Origin of the sequence: Schaalia radingae, from assembly GCF_900106055.1 — a bacterium.
GTDB classification, from domain to species: Bacteria; Actinomycetota; Actinomycetes; order Actinomycetales; family Actinomycetaceae; genus Pauljensenia; species Pauljensenia radingae_A.
In genome coordinates this window covers 456,672-471,673 of the sequence record NZ_LT629792.1, presented here as the reverse complement: position 1 = coordinate 471,673, position 15,002 = coordinate 456,672, and the positions used below count along the sequence as shown (strand labels likewise).

Here is a 15,002-nt window from a genome sequence, read left to right as displayed (position 1 = left end):
TTCCACCTATAATGTCATGCTCAAAGGTAGTCCGGAATTGCTGGCTTCACGTGGCTCACCCAGAGCATTACGTCGAATGATTACTGGATTCCCATTGGTGAAAAGGTCACTAAAGGTTGGTCGCCAGCTCCTATTTAAGATTTCAAGCACTGCAGGGGAGATCTGCTCAGGCGCTCCTTCGAGCGCTAACAATGATGGTCGCAGATTAATCTGCCGTGTGCTCTCAAAACCAGTCACCCTCCAAGACACCATATCCGGAAAATCTTGAAAGAAATCAGCGATCTTCCCCTTCGTAAAGTTTGTTGCGCGCAAACGAAGCTCATCGCCCCGAACGAGCCATCCGACCTGTCTAGCCTGCCCAGAAGCTATTGCCTTTCGTAAAGCTGGCAACGCAGTTCGCACACTAATCGATTTTGCTGGAATTTGTACTGTGAAAAGATCTTCGTGGGCATACGGAATGAGATCTGTCTTGAAAACCCGCAGCTGATAGTATTTGGGTTTTTTCCCGTCAACTTTGAAAATGCGAACATGGTGTATTGAAGAACTTGTGCTTGCCCATCCATTTCGTACTTTCACTGCTGGAACAAGTTTCGGGAAAAGATCGACTGCACTTTCACCAGTGTAGTGAACTCCATTCACGACAATACGGCGTGACGGATCTGCTGGAAGACCACTTTCACGATCAAAATCAGGTTGGTGCGTCAAGACCCACCAAAGCGCAGGCGTTGAAGCACGATCAATCGATTGCACTGGCATGGCATCGGAAAGTTTGACATGCTCAAGCTTGCCTATTTTCGCCTTGTGCGCCGCTCCATTTCCAAGCTTAAGACGTAGATTTTGCATAACCGGAATCGTGTCTGCGCTAATTCGAGAATTGAAATATTCGGTAGCCAAATCCATTTCTTGCAGCCAGTGATTCCATATTTGGCGATCAGCGATCGTAAGGCCTGTGAATTCCTTCCACGTCTGTGGCGACTGCGTCAAACGCTCTGCATAGCGAATATTCTGGCGCAGTACCAAAGTGTGAGCAACTGAAGGTCTTAAGAGAGCAATCGTCAGAGCATCCATGGCATGATGTCGCCGATCAAAACGTGTTTTTCCGTGCCCGCCAATCAACTTCACCTTGCCTTCAAGACCGGAAGCACGCCGCGCCTCAGCAGTAAGACTTCCTCGGAAAACCCGTACAACTGTCTTTTTCTCCTCATGGTTGAAGTGGTAGTCAATCCGGCGTCTCAGTTCATTAGCCATCCACGCGACTGATTCCATTGATCTGTCGTCCAGAGGCTCATCTATCTGTTTCCGTTTAAGACGGCGTATCGTTTCCTGTTTCTGACGTCCAAAGTCTTTTCGGCTCATACCAGGATCAGGCAACCACATTCCAACCCGGTTGATTGCTCCCTCAAGGCTCACGCCATCACGATCAGAATTCTCTGCCCATAAAGCAAACGGCATTCCTGATTTTTGATGATTGCAAGTCCGGCAGACCGCTGCTAGGTTATGCATCTTGTTCGTCGATGAAGGACCGGACCTCGGTACGATGTGGTCAACCTCGAAATTCTCGATCGATAGGGGCTCTCCGCAATAGAGACAGATTCCTTCCTGTCTCGAGAAAACCTTATATCTTATGATGTCAGAGCGCCTAACAGGACCATCAATTCCACGTCGCTCATGGATCTCGTGGACAATTCGTTCATTACGCTCTTGGGATTTCTTATTTTGGAGCATAATTTCACGAGTAACGTGTTCACTGCTAAAACCATCCCGGACATTCTCAATATTAATTGAATCAGGAACGCCCCATCTCTTCTCAACCGCACTCAGCCAACGGGCAACCTGCTTCGTAACACGATCGACTGATGGGTTGCCGACAGGAGCGCCAATATCTTCCGCCGGTGGTTCCCAGTCTTCAGAAACACCAAATTCTTTTCTTCGCGCCTCATAGAGATCAATTCCATCTTCCCGCATACATTCGGTCAGCCTGCGAAGAGAATCCACGCTATAAACTGCTCTTCCCATAGGGAAAGTTGCTTCCTCAAGCTTTTCTCTTTCATCATCTGAAAACGCACTTATTAGGCGAGTAATTTCCTGCAGAGAATCAGGGTCAAGATCGTCACTGCCAACATTTGAGCGGAGGTCAATGAAAGTTTCCTGAGCAATTTCATCCGCTTGTTCCCACCACTCCTGTAGCGTCGGGATCTTCAACGAACGAATTACCTGAGTTGTTGCATCAGTTGGCGGCCGTCCACTGACACTCTCGCCATCTATGCCTGCTCGTGCCACCCCTCGGAGGGAGGGCCTCTCTATCTTCAAGAGCTCTGCAACTGCATCCCACGTAATCTGTTCTGGGGCACTCGAATGCAACAGAAAGTCAACAACCGTGTCTTTTTCCTGCTTACTCAGTATGCGCTGTTCCCTGCCTTTTCCGATTCGCAGGTTGGCAACAACGGAGACAATACGAAAAACCTGGAAAGCAGGTTGGGCTTTTTCTGCACGGGGTTTCTGTTGCTGCCCCGGCAGAGCATCCTTACCAACGCGTTCCCGGGCACTTCCTACGGGTGAAACAGAATCAAAAACACGGCGAATCAATTCATCAACAAGTGCTCTGGACAGACCCTGCGTTTCCTGAATTTTTCTGATTTCAATGACATAGTCTGATTGCAACAGTGTCCCACCCAGTAATCCTGAAGAACCTCGAAGCTTCGTTTGGGGATTTACCCGCAATGCCTCATTAATAAGCTGCCCAGCAGTAAGATCTTCCGAAAGGTTTCGGCCTATCAGATTCTCAACGCGTTTGCGCAGGCCTTCCAGTTTGCTACTTGGCTCTTGCTCTCGTAAAAGAGATTCCACTCGTTGATATGGATTACGCCAGCCCCGATGGTGAGCAATATGCACCATCGCAACAGACAAATACTCATGTAGGACCGTGGAATCAGTAATTTGCTCATTTGCTAAGGCTGCCCGAATGCTCCACGCCCGCCGTGGATCTTGATAGGACTCATGGTCAATAAGCGGCCATCCTAAAGATTCAATATACGCATCTAGCCTGTCGAGGCGCTTCTTCGCCCGTTTATAGAGACGTCGTGCACGCCTTGCTACGCCTGAAACAGCGCGGCGTGAGTCTCCTGCGTCTTGCGCATCAGGATCGACACCCGAATCGTGTATAACGACCACCGAATTTGTTAGATCGGTAGGATAACCGTCGTCATCGACCTCGACGAGAGAAAACCCTATTGAGTTCGTTCCAACATCAATTCCTGCGCGATAATGCCGTTGCGTCATTGCTTCTTGTTCCATGGGAATAGGGTGTCACATCCCTATGGCATTTGGGTCCAAAATGAAAACCGGGCGCTTAAAAAGCGCCCGGTGGAGCAATCAGTTCCGCGAACAAAGGCGAAACCTTATTGAGAATCAGTCATTATCATGATAATGACTCAACCATAGATATGTCAACAAAATTAGCTCAGCGCTACAACCCCGCATGACGCACAAAAGTGAAGATCGCTGTCATCACCATCTGTGTGGCAATCGCCGCCAGCAGCAAACCGGCGATCTTCGTCAGGATCATGATGCCACCCTGGCCCAGGAATTTGGCCAGCTCAACGGAAAAACGCATCGTCAGCCAAATCACCACGTGCATCAGCACGACCGCCAGGGCAACTGCCACCCACCCCGAGATTGTCTTACCCGAATTCGTCACCGCCACCATGACGGCAACGATTGCGCCCGGACCGGCCAGGAGGGGCGTGCCCAGCGGAACCAGCGCGACGTTGACATTGTGATCCCCAGTGTCAGGTTCGTCCTGGTCTTTTTCCGTCAGCAACTCCATCGCCACCAGGAACAACAGGAAACCGCCCGACAGTTGCAGCGATTCAGTGGAAATCTCCAGGAACTGCAAAATGTACTGTCCGATCGCAGCGAACAGCAAGATCACACCCAGCGAGGTGACCGTGGCCTGCACTGCGGCGCGCCTCTTGTCGGCCACCGAATAGCGCCCCGTGAGCGACAAAAACACCGGGACCGTCCCAATCGGGTCCATGATGACAAACAGCTTCGTAAACGTCGTGGCGAGCAAACCGATATTGAGGATCTCAGCGACGTTCACGGGCGTACGACCTCCAGGCTGGCTTGTTCTTCCACTGCCCGATAAACATACTCTGATGTCAGATTTTCTCCAAGCTGGTTCGGCTTTCCCTGGCCGTGATAGTCCGACGATCCTGTCACATGCAGTCCCAGCCGATCCGCGATGCGCTCCACTTCCTCACGAGCAGCAGCGTCGTGGTCGCGGTGGTCACGTTCCAGACCGAATAAACCGGCTTCCGCCATGTCAGCAATGACGTCTTCGCTCAGGATTCGCTGCCTCGCCCTCGCCCTCGGATGCGCCAGAACCGGGACACCGCCCGCGCGACGAATCAGACGAACGGTATCAACCGGGTCAGGAGCCCAGTAGTGCACGTAGTACTTCAACGAGGGATGCAGGGCTCCGTCAAATGCAGCCCCCCGATCAGGGAACACACCTGCCTCGACCAATGCGTCAGCAATGTGAGGGCGCCCCACCGGCACGTTCTCGCCCCGCGTCTGCGCAACGACAGCGTCCCACGTGATCGGAAAGTCTGCCGACAGGTTCTGCACAATCTTGCGTGCCCGTTCCTCGCGCGATTCCCGCGAGCGCCGCATCGTCTCAACCAGCTCAGGGAACGAGGGGTCAGGCATGTACGCCAGCACGTGAGCACTGATCCCGTTCGACGCTGTGGACATTTCAATGCCACGCATGAGCGCCACCCCGGTGCGCTCCACCATCGCCGCCGCGTCCTCCCACCCGGCGGTCGTGTCGTGATCAGTCAGCCCCACCACGTCCAGGCCCACGCGGGATGCAGCCATCATGAGTTGAGCGGGAGTGTCCGTCCCATCCGAGCAGGCCGAGTGAGTATGCGGGTCAATGCGGATCATGTATGTACCGTATCGGCACACGCGCGCTAAGGAAAACTGGAGGGCTCAGCGCAGCATTGATCGCTGAAAGTGAGAACATAGAAGCATGAGTGAGAACGAAACCGAAACTGAACAATCAACTGATCAAACGATGGCTGACCGCGGCAATACGCGCTCGCGCCGTCCCACCTCAGAGGCGTTCCGCGCTTTCATCGGCTCGAACTGGGGTCCTCGTCCCAGTGACCTGCCCGAACAAGGCGGAGCAGCGGACTACCTGGCAGCCCGGCACCAACTTGCCGGAGCACCCTTTGCCGGACAGCGCCTGGTTATTCCAGCCGGCACCTACAAGGTACGTTCCAATGACTGCGACTACCGTTTCCGCCCGCATTCAGCGTTCGCGCACCTGTCCGGCCTGGGTGGGGAAAAAGAGCCTGACACCGTCCTCGTCCTCGACCCCATTGACGAGGGTGACGCGTCGGGCGCTACCCATGAAGCTGTCCTGTACTTCAAGCCGCGCGCCTCACGATCCTCAGAGGAGTTCTACGCTGATTCACGCTACGGCGAATTCTGGGTGGGAGCGCGCCCGTCGATCGCTGAGATGGAAGCAATGACCGGCCTCAAGTGCGCACATATCGACACGCTGCGCGACGCGCTGGCTAAAGATGCCGGCCAGGTTCAGCTGCGCATCGTGCCCGGTGTTGATGGGAACGTGGAAGCAATGGTTAACGAAGTGCGCCAGCAGGCGGGGCTACCCGTCGGCGGGGACGCACTGCCCGATGATGAGAAGCTCCAGGAGCATCTGTCTGAGATCCGCCTCAAGAAGGATGAATACGAGCTGTCGGAACTGCGCCACGCGGTTGAGGTCACCAAACAGGGTTTTGATGACATTATCCGCAGCCTGCCTCGCGCAGTCGGACACCGCCGTGGGGAGCGCGTCATTGAAGGTGCATTCGGTGCTGTCGCCCGCGAGGAGGGCAACGGCTTGGGCTATGAAACAATCGCCGCTTCCGGTAATCACGCAAACACTCTGCACTGGATTGACAATGACGGTCCCGTTCGCGAGGGCGACCTGGTTCTGGTCGACGCCGGCATCGAAGTCGACTCCCTCTACACCGCCGACATCACCCGAACACTGCCTGTCAACGGCATCTTCACCGAACCGCAGAAGAAGGTCTACCAGGCTGTGCTCGATGCGTGTGAAGCAGCCTTGAAGCGTGCAAGGCAACCGAACACCCGTTTCCGCGATATTCATGACGCGGCGATGGAGGTACTGGCGGATCGCCTCGAGCAGTGGGGCATTCTGCCGGTCAGCGCGAAGGAGTCGCTGTCCAGTGAAGGCCAGCAGCACCGCCGGTGGATGCCGCACGGCACGTCTCACCACCTGGGTCTCGACGTGCATGACTGCGCGCAGGCTCGTCGCGAGCTGTATCAGGATGCGCTGCTGGAGCCAGGTATGACCTTCACCATTGAGCCGGGACTGTACTTCCGTGCCGACGACCTCGCTGTTCCCGAGGAGCTGCGCGGAATCGGCGTGCGTATTGAAGATGACGTGCAGGTCAACGCTGATGGTTCAGTGACCCGCATCTCCGAGGACATTCCCCGCACCATCGACGATGTCGAAGCGTGGATTGCCGAGGTGCAGGCCAGCGGCAAGTAACCGCTGACCGTTCGCACGAAGGCGGGGGCTACTGCTGAGCGGTGTCCCCGCCTTCCTTGCTGGGCGCCGCCCACGGGTCGACCGATTCATTCCGTGGAGCCTCGTCCGCCTGTTCCTGGTCTTGCTCGCGCTGTCCTTCTTCCAGGCGCACACCGAAACGTGGCTGTTCATCAGCACGTGAGCCGTACTCAGTCGGACCAGTCGGTTCCGGGCGCTGCCTGCGCTGACGGATCGGCTGGATCAGGTTGCCACGCGTATTTTGCAGCAACTTGTAGGCCTCTTCAATCTGCGCCGCTGCCAGCACCGCGTAGCGTGAGGCTACGGTCTGTGAATGCGACGTGAAATCTCGACGCGACCCTGTCAGCGCGTAGAACAGCACCGACATGATGACACCGATCAGTGCGCCACCACCCAGCGACAGCAGCATGAACGGCAACATGTTGCTTTGGAGTGAAAAGGACATCAGCAGTCCAATGAACGCGCCCCACAATGCGCCCGACGCAGCGCCCGACGCAGCGACCTTCCCGGTCGTCAGCTTGCCGGTCACACGCTCCACCATGTGCAGGTCCGTGCCGACAATCGTGATGAACTGAACATCGAATCCCTGATCACTCAGATAGTCAACCGCATCTGACGCTTCCATATAGGTCTTGTATGAGCCAACCTCTGTACCGGATGGCATTGTTGGCGCAAGGAGCGCCGAACCGTGGCGGCGTGCCATTTTTAATCCTCTTTCACATCACACCATAAAGTTTTCCTGCGCCTCGTGAAACCTCACATCACCTGACGCGTATGAATTCAGCCTAGACTGATTGTGTGAATACTGCTGCTCCAACCACCGTGACGCCCGGACGTCGCCGCATCTTCGTCGCCAAGCTTGCCGGCACAGGCGTTTTTGACCCGTTGGGTGAAAAAGTTGGCACCATCCATGACGTCGTCGTGGCCATGCGACTCAAGACCCCGGCGAACGTCATCGGCTTCGTCATCGAGGTCGGACCGCGTCGCAGGATCTTCCTGCCTTTCACTCGCGTCACCTCCATCGAATCCGGAGCTGTTATCATCACAGGCCTGCTGAATCTGCGCCGCTTCAATCAGCGGCCAGCTGAAGCACTCGTCATTTCCCAGCTCTTCGACCGCATCATCACAATGAACGATGGCAGCGGCGAAGCAAAAATCCTCGACGTGGCGATGGAGCAGCGTCGCCCTCGTGACTGGGTGCTCACCAAACTGCATGTCCAGCGCCAGCGCCTCAACACGTTGGGATTCCGCCGCGGAGGCGAAACCCTGACCGTCGATATTCCACAAACCACCGGACTCTTCATTGCCGACTCCGACCAGACCGCCACCGCACTCATCCAATACACCGAGGACATGAAGGCAGCTGACCTGGCGGACTTCCTGCATGACCTGCCCGCTGACCGCCAGCTCGCGGTCGCTCAGGAACTGCCTGAACACCGACTGGCCGACGTGCTCGAAGAACTCGGTGATGATGACCGCGTGCAAATCGTGTCCGCATTGGAGACTGGACGCGCCGCCGACATCCTCGACGAAATGCAGCCTGACGACGCGGCCGACCTGATCTCTGAGCTGCCTGATCCGATTGCGCAATCCCTGCTGGCTCGGATGGGTCCCGAAGAAGCACAGGACGTGCGAAGGCTGCTGACCTATGCCGAATCAACGGCCGGCTCGCTGATGACCACCGAGCCCGTCATCCTCGGCCCTGACGCAACCGTGGCGCAGATGCTGGCCGCTGTGCGGCGCACTGACCTGCCCGCATCGCTGGCATCCATCGTGTGTGTCACGCGCCCACCCCAGGAAACACCGACCGGCCCGTTCCTGGGGGTTGTGCACATCCAGCGCGCGCTGCGTGAACCACCCCAAACACTGTTGGGAACGATCCTCGATGATGACATTGAGGCCGTCTCCCCCACCGTTCACATCGCGACAGTCACTCGTCTGATGGCAACGTACAACCTGTCTCTGGTGCCCGTCACCGACGAGGACGACGTTCTTCTGGGCGCTGTCTCCGTTGACGACGTCCTGGACGCGTTGCTGCCGACCGACTGGCGTGACTTTGATGATGACGTGACCGACAAGTTGATGGCAAGGAGCATCGATGGCTGACCGTTTGGACACACCCGCTGACCGCCGCCGCAGGCTCCCGCGCATCAACCTCGAATCGGAAGGAATGGGGCGCGCAGCCGAACGCCTCGCGCGTTTTTCCGGCACCCCGCAGTTCATCGTCTATCTGACGGTGTTCGTCGCCCTGTGGATCGGCTGGAACACTCTGGCGCCCGACAGGCTCCAATTCGACAAGGCAGAACTTGGTTTCACCGCACTGACGCTGATGCTGTCACTGCAGGCATCGTACTCGGCACCTCTGATCCTGCTGGCGCAGAACCGTCAGGACGATCGTGACCGCGTACAGGCCGAGCAGGACCGGCAGCGCGCCGAACGCAACCTGACGGACACGGAATACCTCACGCGCGAGATCGCCGGTTTGCGTTTGAGCCTGCAGGATATGGCCACCCGCGACTTCGTACGCTCCGAACTTCGTGACATGCTCGACGAACTCCAGGAAGGCAACGGAACCGACGAGGCGTCCCTACGCGCCCGGATCCGCGCCGAACTGGAAGACGAAGTCCGCCAGGAAGTGACCCAACAGGTCCGCGCCGAACTGGCTGGGCAGAAGGACGCCTAGCATTATCCGTCCCCGTGTGGCGTGACCCACCTGGCGAGTTTGTGTCGGCCAAGTACGATGGATTACATGTCTGAAACGTCCATTGAACACGCTGTCCACTCCGCTCTTGAAACGGTGATGGATCCGGAACTGCACCGCCCGGTCACCGACCTCAACATGATTGACGAGGTCCGTATCGACGGGACCACCGCTCATATCGGTGTCCTGCTGACCACTGCGGGCTGTCCCCTCCACGAGACGATCACGCGCGACATCAAGGCTGCGGTGGGTGCCGTTGACGGTATCGAAACCGTCGAGGTCACGATGGGCGTCATGAATGACGAGCAAAAGAAAGCTTTACGTGAAAAGCTCAACGACGGGAAGGCCGAACGCGAGATCCTCTTCAACAAGCCCGATTCACTCACCCGCATCATTGCGGTCACATCCGGCAAGGGCGGGGTTGGCAAGTCGTCCATGACGGCGAACCTGGCCGGAGCAATGGCGTCCGCCGGCCTGAAAGTTGGCGTCCTCGACGCTGACATTTATGGCTTCTCCATTCCGCGCATGATGGGCGTGGTTCATGAGCCGCAGGTTCTGGACGGCATGATCATTCCGCCGATCGGTGCCGGCGGCGTCAAGGTCGTCTCAATCGGCATGTTTGTTCCGGACGGCCAGGCCGTCGTGTGGCGCGGACCGATGCTACACCGCGCACTCCAGCAGTTCCTCGCGGACGTATTCTGGGGTGACCTGGACGTTCTGCTCATCGATATGCCTCCCGGCACCGGTGATGTGGCAATCTCCATCGCACAACTGCTGCCAACCTCTGAAATCCTGGTCGTCACCACTCCGCAGGTTGCGGCGGCAGAGGTTGCGGAACGTGCCGGCTCCATCGCAGCGCAGACCCAGCAGCACGTCCTCGGCGTCATCGAGAACATGTCCTACCTGGTCCAGCCGGACGGGTCGCGCCTCGAAGTGTTCGGCACCGGCGGCGGCGAATCCGTATCGGCACGCCTGAGTGCACAACTCGGATACGACGTGCCGCTCCTGGCCCAGATTCCGCTCGACATTCACTTGCGCGAGGGCGGCGACTCCGGCTCCCCCATCGTCCTGAGTGGCGAAGGTGACGCAGCAACCGTCTTGAAAACGGTGGGCGCGCTGCTGGGACAGCGCAAGCGCGGACTGGCCGGAATGCACCTGAACGTGACACCTGCACAGGGAGGGCGCCTCGGATAGCGCGGCACGTGAAATCACCAGCCGCCGTTCAATCAAGGTAGGCTTGAGGACAACGTGAATGATTCATGTGGGTGTGGGAGGACGTCGTGACATCAGATAAAGCGCAAACCTGGGTTTTTTCAGAAGAATACGTCAGCGAATCTGAGACCATTCGGCGCGCGCGCGACGTTGCCATCGAGCTGGGAGCTGAGCCTATTTCAACAGGTGTCGGCGCAACGCTGCGGATGCTTGCCTCGTGCACCGGAGCGAAAGCTGTCCTGGAAATCGGCACGGGTGCAGGTGTGTCAGGCCTGTGGATGCTTGAGGGGATTCCGACCAACGGTGTGCTCACCACAATTGACGTGGAACCTGAATTCCATCGTCATGCCCGCCGCGCATTTGAATCGGCCGGCCGGGGTTCCGGCCACACACGCCTGATCTCTGGCAGGGCGCTTGATGTACTGCCCCGCATGGCAGCCGGTGCCTACGACATGATCGTCATTGACGCTGACGTGAAGGAAACGCCCGAATACCTCGACCATGCGCTGCGCATCCTCCGCCCAGGCGGCACAGCGGTGGTGGTACACGCATTGTGGCATGACCGAGTCGCAGATCCGGCCCGCCGTGACGAGGAAACCGTTGTCATGCGTGAAGTGATTCGCGTGATGGGTGAAACGGAGGATTTCGTCACCTCGCTGCTTCCGGTCGGTGACGGCGTCCTGGTTGCTGTCAAAGCCTGACCGGGCATAAACGAAGGGTCTCACCATGCATCTGCCGCACGATGAGACCCCTTGGTCCAGCTACACGTCACACAGCCTGTGACAGTGCCTCGGAGAGGTCTTTCGCCTCCTCAGGCGTGAGCTCGATGACCAGCCGTCCGCCACCTTCACTGGGAATACGCATCACAATGCCGCGCCCTTCTTTGGTGGCCTCGAGGGGACCGTCACCAGTCCGAGGTTTCATGGCTGCCATGTCTCACGCTCCTTGGTATGGTTTTCACTGCTGCCGACACGCAATCTGCGCTTGGCAGTGGACACATCCATTCTACCGTGACTGCCGCAAAATGGGATGCGCACAGGCGAAATTACGCTGAAAAATCACTCTTTCGTGCGTTCACGAATGATGGCGACAGCTTCACGCGGATCGTCAACGAGCGTGAACAGGTCCGGGTCACCGGGCGAAATCGCACCGTGAGTCACCATTGTGGAACGTACCCACTCGACCAGCCCACCCCAGTAGTCTGACCCGATCAAGACCAACGGAAATGCCTGGACCTTGCCGGTCTGCACCAGCGTGACCGCTTCGAACAGTTCATCCATCGTGCCAAAACCACCGGGCATGACGATGAATCCACACGAATACTTCACGAACATGGTCTTACGGGCGAAGAAGTAGCGGAAGTTGATCCCCATGTTCACCCACTGGTTCATTGCCTGCTCCATCGGCAGCTCAATGCCCAGGCCGACGGAAGCCCCGCCCGCTTCAAAAGCACCTTTGTTCGCCGCCGCCATCGCCCCCGGACCACCGCCGGTGATGACGGCATATCCCGATTCGACCAGCAGTCGGCCAATCATCTGCGCGTATTCCCAATACGGATCGTCTTCCTGCGTGCGTGCCGAACCAAAGACCGACACAGCCGGCCCCAGCTCGCTCAGCGCTCCGAACCCTTCAACGAACTCCGCCTGGATCCTCAGCACGCGCCACGGGTCTTCATGCACCCAGTCAGTGTCTTTCTGTGGCCGCAGCAAGCGCGTTTCCGAGGTTTCCTTCGGTATCTGGTTTCCTCGCAGCATAACGGGGCCGCGCATATAGGTGCGTTTGTGGGGATGGTTTTCCTGACTTTCCATCAACCTCTCCTTGGTGTGATCGGCATGTCAGCGACGTTGCCCGATTGTTTACAGAAAAATAATAGGTCCTCGTTGTAGCGTTATCCTCATGACCCGATCTGACGTTCACACTCACGGCACCTGCGACGACTCTGCCGACCCCACACCTGGTGAACTTGCGCGGCACGCAGCGGACACCATTGCGCGCCGCTCCGGCATCGACCACCACGACATTGCGCTCGTGCTGGGATCAGGATGGGGCGGAGCAGCCGACCTGATCGGTGAAACAATCAGCGAAATCCCTGCAGCAGAAGTGCCGGGCTTCTTTGCTCCCGCAGTGGCTGGCCACGTTCCCGTCATGCGCTCAATTCGGGTGCACGGATCTGACACAGTCGCCCTCGTCCTGGGTTCACGAACGCACTACTACGAAGGCAAAGGAGTGCGAGCGGTTGCCCACGGGATGAGGACGGCAGCGGCCGCAGGAGCTCGCACCGTCGTCCTGACCAACGGGTGTGGAGGGCTGAACCCACAGTGGAGCCCCGGCCAGGCGGTTCTGATCCGCGACCATATCAATCTCACCGGCGCTTCCCCGCTGGAGGGCGCTACATTTGTCGACCTGACCGACCTGTATTCGCAGCGTCTGCGCACTGTCGCTCACACGATTGACCCGACCTTGCCTGAAGGCGTGTATGTCCAGTTCCCCGGCCCACACTATGAAACCCCCGCCGAAGTGAAGATGGCAGGGATCCTGGGCGGCGACCTGGTGGGCATGTCCACCACGCTCGAGGCGATAGCGGCGCGCGAAGCCGGCATGGAGATCCTCGGCATCTCACTCATGACGAATCTGGCAGCAGGAATCTCACCTGAACCCCTCTCGCATGCCGAGGTGATCGCAGCCGGTCAGGAGGCCGCTCCCAGAATTGCGCGCCTCTTGGCTGATATCGTTCAGGCAATCGCAACTGATGCTGAGTGATAGCGGAAGGACTGACAGTGACACACATGGATATCGACGTTGAAGCTGTTCGCCGGTGGATTGACGACGATCCTGACGAAGCGACCGCACGCGAGCTGACGGATCTGCTTGAGCAGTCCGCGACTAGCGAGGATGCGCGCATTGAACTGGCCGACCGTTTCAAGGGCCTCCTCGAATTCGGAACAGCCGGGCTGCGCGGCCATCTCGGAGGCGGGCCGAACAGAATGAACCGCGCTGTGGTGATCCGCGCTGCAGCCGGCCTCATGGAGGTTCTCAAACGCCATGCGGGCCCGGACTTTTCGATCGTCATCGGCTGCGATGCCCGATATGGGTCGCGCCAGTTCGCCCTCGATACGGCGGGGGTTGCGACCGCAGCCGGCGGCACTGCCTACGTCCTGCCGCTCGCCATGCCCACGCCCCTCACAGCGTTCGCATTGCGCCACCTGGAAGCCGATGCGGCAGTGATGGTGACGGCCTCGCACAACCCGGCCGAAGATAACGGCTACAAGGTCTACCTGGGTGGGCGCGTGGTCACAGATTCTGGTCAGGGCTCTCAGATCGTCCCGCCTTTCGATGCGGAAATTTTCGAGGCGATCCAGGCCGTCACTTCTGTTCGTGACGTTCCGCGCGCCCAGTCAGGCTGGCATGAACTCGACGACTCAGTCGTGGAAGCCTATCTGGATCGAGTCACCTCACTGGTGACGGGCGGGCCAGAAAATGCGCAGCTACGCATCGTCGTGACCTCCATGCACGGTGTGGGCGGAGCAACGATGAGTGAAGCACTGCGCCGGCGCGGCTTTTCCGATGTTCACGTCGTTGCCCAGCAGCAGGATCCTGATCCGGATTTCCCGACCGTGCGTTTCCCCAATCCTGAAGAGCCGGGGGCACTGGACCTGGCGATGCAGCTGGCGCGCGACGTTAATGCCGACATCATCCTGGCGAACGATCCAGATGCTGACCGCTGCAGCGCCGCGCTTCCCGATCCCTCCATCGAGGGTGGCTGGAGGCAGTTGACCGGAGATCAGGTAGGCGCACTGCTGGGACTGCGGGCAGTCACGCAGGCACGTGGCGGCGAGGGCAACCCGACCGTTGCCAACTCGATTGTGTCCTCACGTCTGCTGTCGCGCATCGCGCAGACGCACGGCGTGACACACCGTGTCACACTGACCGGTTTCAAGTGGATTTCCCGCGTACCGAACCTGGTCTTCGGCTATGAAGAAGCTTTGGGATACTGCGTCGATCCGGGGTATGTGCGCGACAAGGACGGCATTTCAGCGTGCCTGCAGTTGGCGCGCTTTGCAGCAGAACGCAAGGCTGACGGCTCTTCTCTTCGGGCAGTTCTCGATGAGCTGGCCTGCGAGTTCGGCCTGTATGCGACCTCTCCCCTGACTATCCGTGTCGATGACCTGGCCACAATTACGACCGGTATGGCGAATCTGCGCGAGCGCGGTGTGGATTCGCTGGCCGGCTCCCCCGTCATCGAGACAACAGACCTGACGAACGGCTCTGAGCAGCTCGATCTGCCCGGTACGGATGCGCTTATTTTCCGCACCGAATCCGATGACCGCGTGGTGGCTCGCCCCTCGGGCACTGAGCCGAAGTTGAAGTGCTACTGCGAGGTTGTGATCCCTGTTTCGGATGGGAATGTGGACGCGGCCCGAACACAAGCCGCCGAGCGCCTCGAGCGGGTCAAAACTGACCTGCGCGCAGCGCTCGGCGTGTAGCGCA

Annotated in this window: 13 protein-coding genes; 7 read left to right on the top strand and 6 right to left on the bottom strand. The window is 58.2% G+C overall.

The features are described from left to right. Positions 1 to 6: 6 nt before the first annotated feature. From cas9 to BLT69_RS01990, 3 genes are all read right to left on the bottom strand, one after another. Positions 7 to 3,294 carry a type II CRISPR RNA-guided endonuclease Cas9 gene (gene cas9 / locus BLT69_RS02000; protein WP_092648269.1) on the bottom strand — a complete coding sequence of 1,096 codons (3,288 nt, stop codon included), beginning with the start codon at positions 3,292 to 3,294 and terminating at the stop codon, positions 7 to 9. A gap of 172 nt (positions 3,295 to 3,466) precedes the next feature. Next, positions 3,467 to 4,102: a MarC family protein gene (locus tag BLT69_RS01995; protein WP_058236156.1), complete on the bottom strand. Its 636-nt coding sequence runs from the start codon at positions 4,100 to 4,102 to the stop codon at positions 3,467 to 3,469. Beyond that, the gene (locus tag BLT69_RS01990) at positions 4,099 to 4,947 is read right to left on the bottom strand and encodes a PHP domain-containing protein (RefSeq protein ID WP_092648268.1); all 849 of its coding nucleotides are present in this window, start codon (positions 4,945 to 4,947) and stop codon (positions 4,099 to 4,101) included. The genes BLT69_RS01995 and BLT69_RS01990 overlap by 4 nt, the downstream gene beginning before the upstream one ends. Positions 4,948 to 5,032: 85 nt before the next feature. Between BLT69_RS01990 and BLT69_RS01985 the strand changes: the two genes are divergently transcribed. Next, positions 5,033 to 6,583 carry an aminopeptidase P family protein gene (locus tag BLT69_RS01985; RefSeq protein WP_092648267.1) on the top strand — a complete coding sequence of 517 codons (1,551 nt, stop codon included), beginning with the start codon at positions 5,033 to 5,035 and terminating at the stop codon, positions 6,581 to 6,583. 28 nt (positions 6,584 to 6,611) lie between these two features. Here BLT69_RS01985 and BLT69_RS01980 read toward each other — a convergent pair whose 3' ends face one another. After that, entirely contained in the window at positions 6,612 to 7,304 is a 693-nt protein-coding gene (locus BLT69_RS01980; protein ID WP_058236159.1) for a YflT domain-containing protein, read from the bottom strand. Positions 7,305 to 7,399: 95 nt separating this feature from the next. Between BLT69_RS01980 and BLT69_RS01975 the strand changes: the two genes are divergently transcribed. The 4 genes from BLT69_RS01975 (at position 7,400) to BLT69_RS01960 (ending at position 11,215) form a co-directional block, all read left to right on the top strand. Then, positions 7,400 to 8,707, top strand: a complete 1,308-nt coding sequence (locus tag BLT69_RS01975; protein WP_257590375.1) for a magnesium transporter MgtE N-terminal domain-containing protein — start codon at positions 7,400 to 7,402, stop codon at positions 8,705 to 8,707. Beyond that, positions 8,700 to 9,284 carry a DUF1003 domain-containing protein gene (locus BLT69_RS01970; RefSeq protein WP_058236161.1) on the top strand — a complete coding sequence of 195 codons (585 nt, stop codon included), beginning with the start codon at positions 8,700 to 8,702 and terminating at the stop codon, positions 9,282 to 9,284. The genes BLT69_RS01975 and BLT69_RS01970 overlap by 8 nt, the downstream gene beginning before the upstream one ends. A 66-nt stretch (positions 9,285 to 9,350) precedes the next feature. Then, on the top strand, positions 9,351 to 10,496 hold the full coding sequence (locus BLT69_RS01965; RefSeq protein WP_371935796.1) for an Mrp/NBP35 family ATP-binding protein: 1,146 nt from the start codon (positions 9,351 to 9,353) through the stop codon (positions 10,494 to 10,496). A 65-nt stretch (positions 10,497 to 10,561) separates the two neighbouring features. Next, a complete protein-coding gene (locus BLT69_RS01960) occupies positions 10,562 to 11,215 on the top strand; it encodes an O-methyltransferase (RefSeq protein WP_070725563.1) in 654 nt (217 codons plus the stop codon). A gap of 67 nt (positions 11,216 to 11,282) precedes the next feature. Here BLT69_RS01960 and BLT69_RS01955 read toward each other — a convergent pair whose 3' ends face one another. Further along, positions 11,283 to 11,447 (bottom strand): DUF3117 domain-containing protein, encoded by a 165-nt coding sequence (locus BLT69_RS01955; protein ID WP_070725565.1) that lies wholly within the window; start codon positions 11,445 to 11,447, stop codon positions 11,283 to 11,285. Between the two features lie 125 nt (positions 11,448 to 11,572). Then, positions 11,573 to 12,322 (bottom strand): LOG family protein, encoded by a 750-nt coding sequence (locus tag BLT69_RS01950; protein ID WP_058236163.1) that lies wholly within the window; start codon positions 12,320 to 12,322, stop codon positions 11,573 to 11,575. A gap of 88 nt (positions 12,323 to 12,410) precedes the next feature. Here BLT69_RS01950 and BLT69_RS01945 point away from each other — a divergent pair, with 88 nt between their 5' ends. Beyond that, complete coding sequence (locus BLT69_RS01945) at positions 12,411 to 13,274, top strand: purine-nucleoside phosphorylase (protein ID WP_058236164.1); 864 nt, start codon at positions 12,411 to 12,413, stop codon at positions 13,272 to 13,274. 26 nt (positions 13,275 to 13,300) lie between these two features. Then, positions 13,301 to 14,998, top strand: a complete 1,698-nt coding sequence (locus BLT69_RS01940) for a phospho-sugar mutase (RefSeq protein WP_092648265.1) — start codon at positions 13,301 to 13,303, stop codon at positions 14,996 to 14,998. Positions 14,999 to 15,002 lie beyond the last annotated feature (4 nt).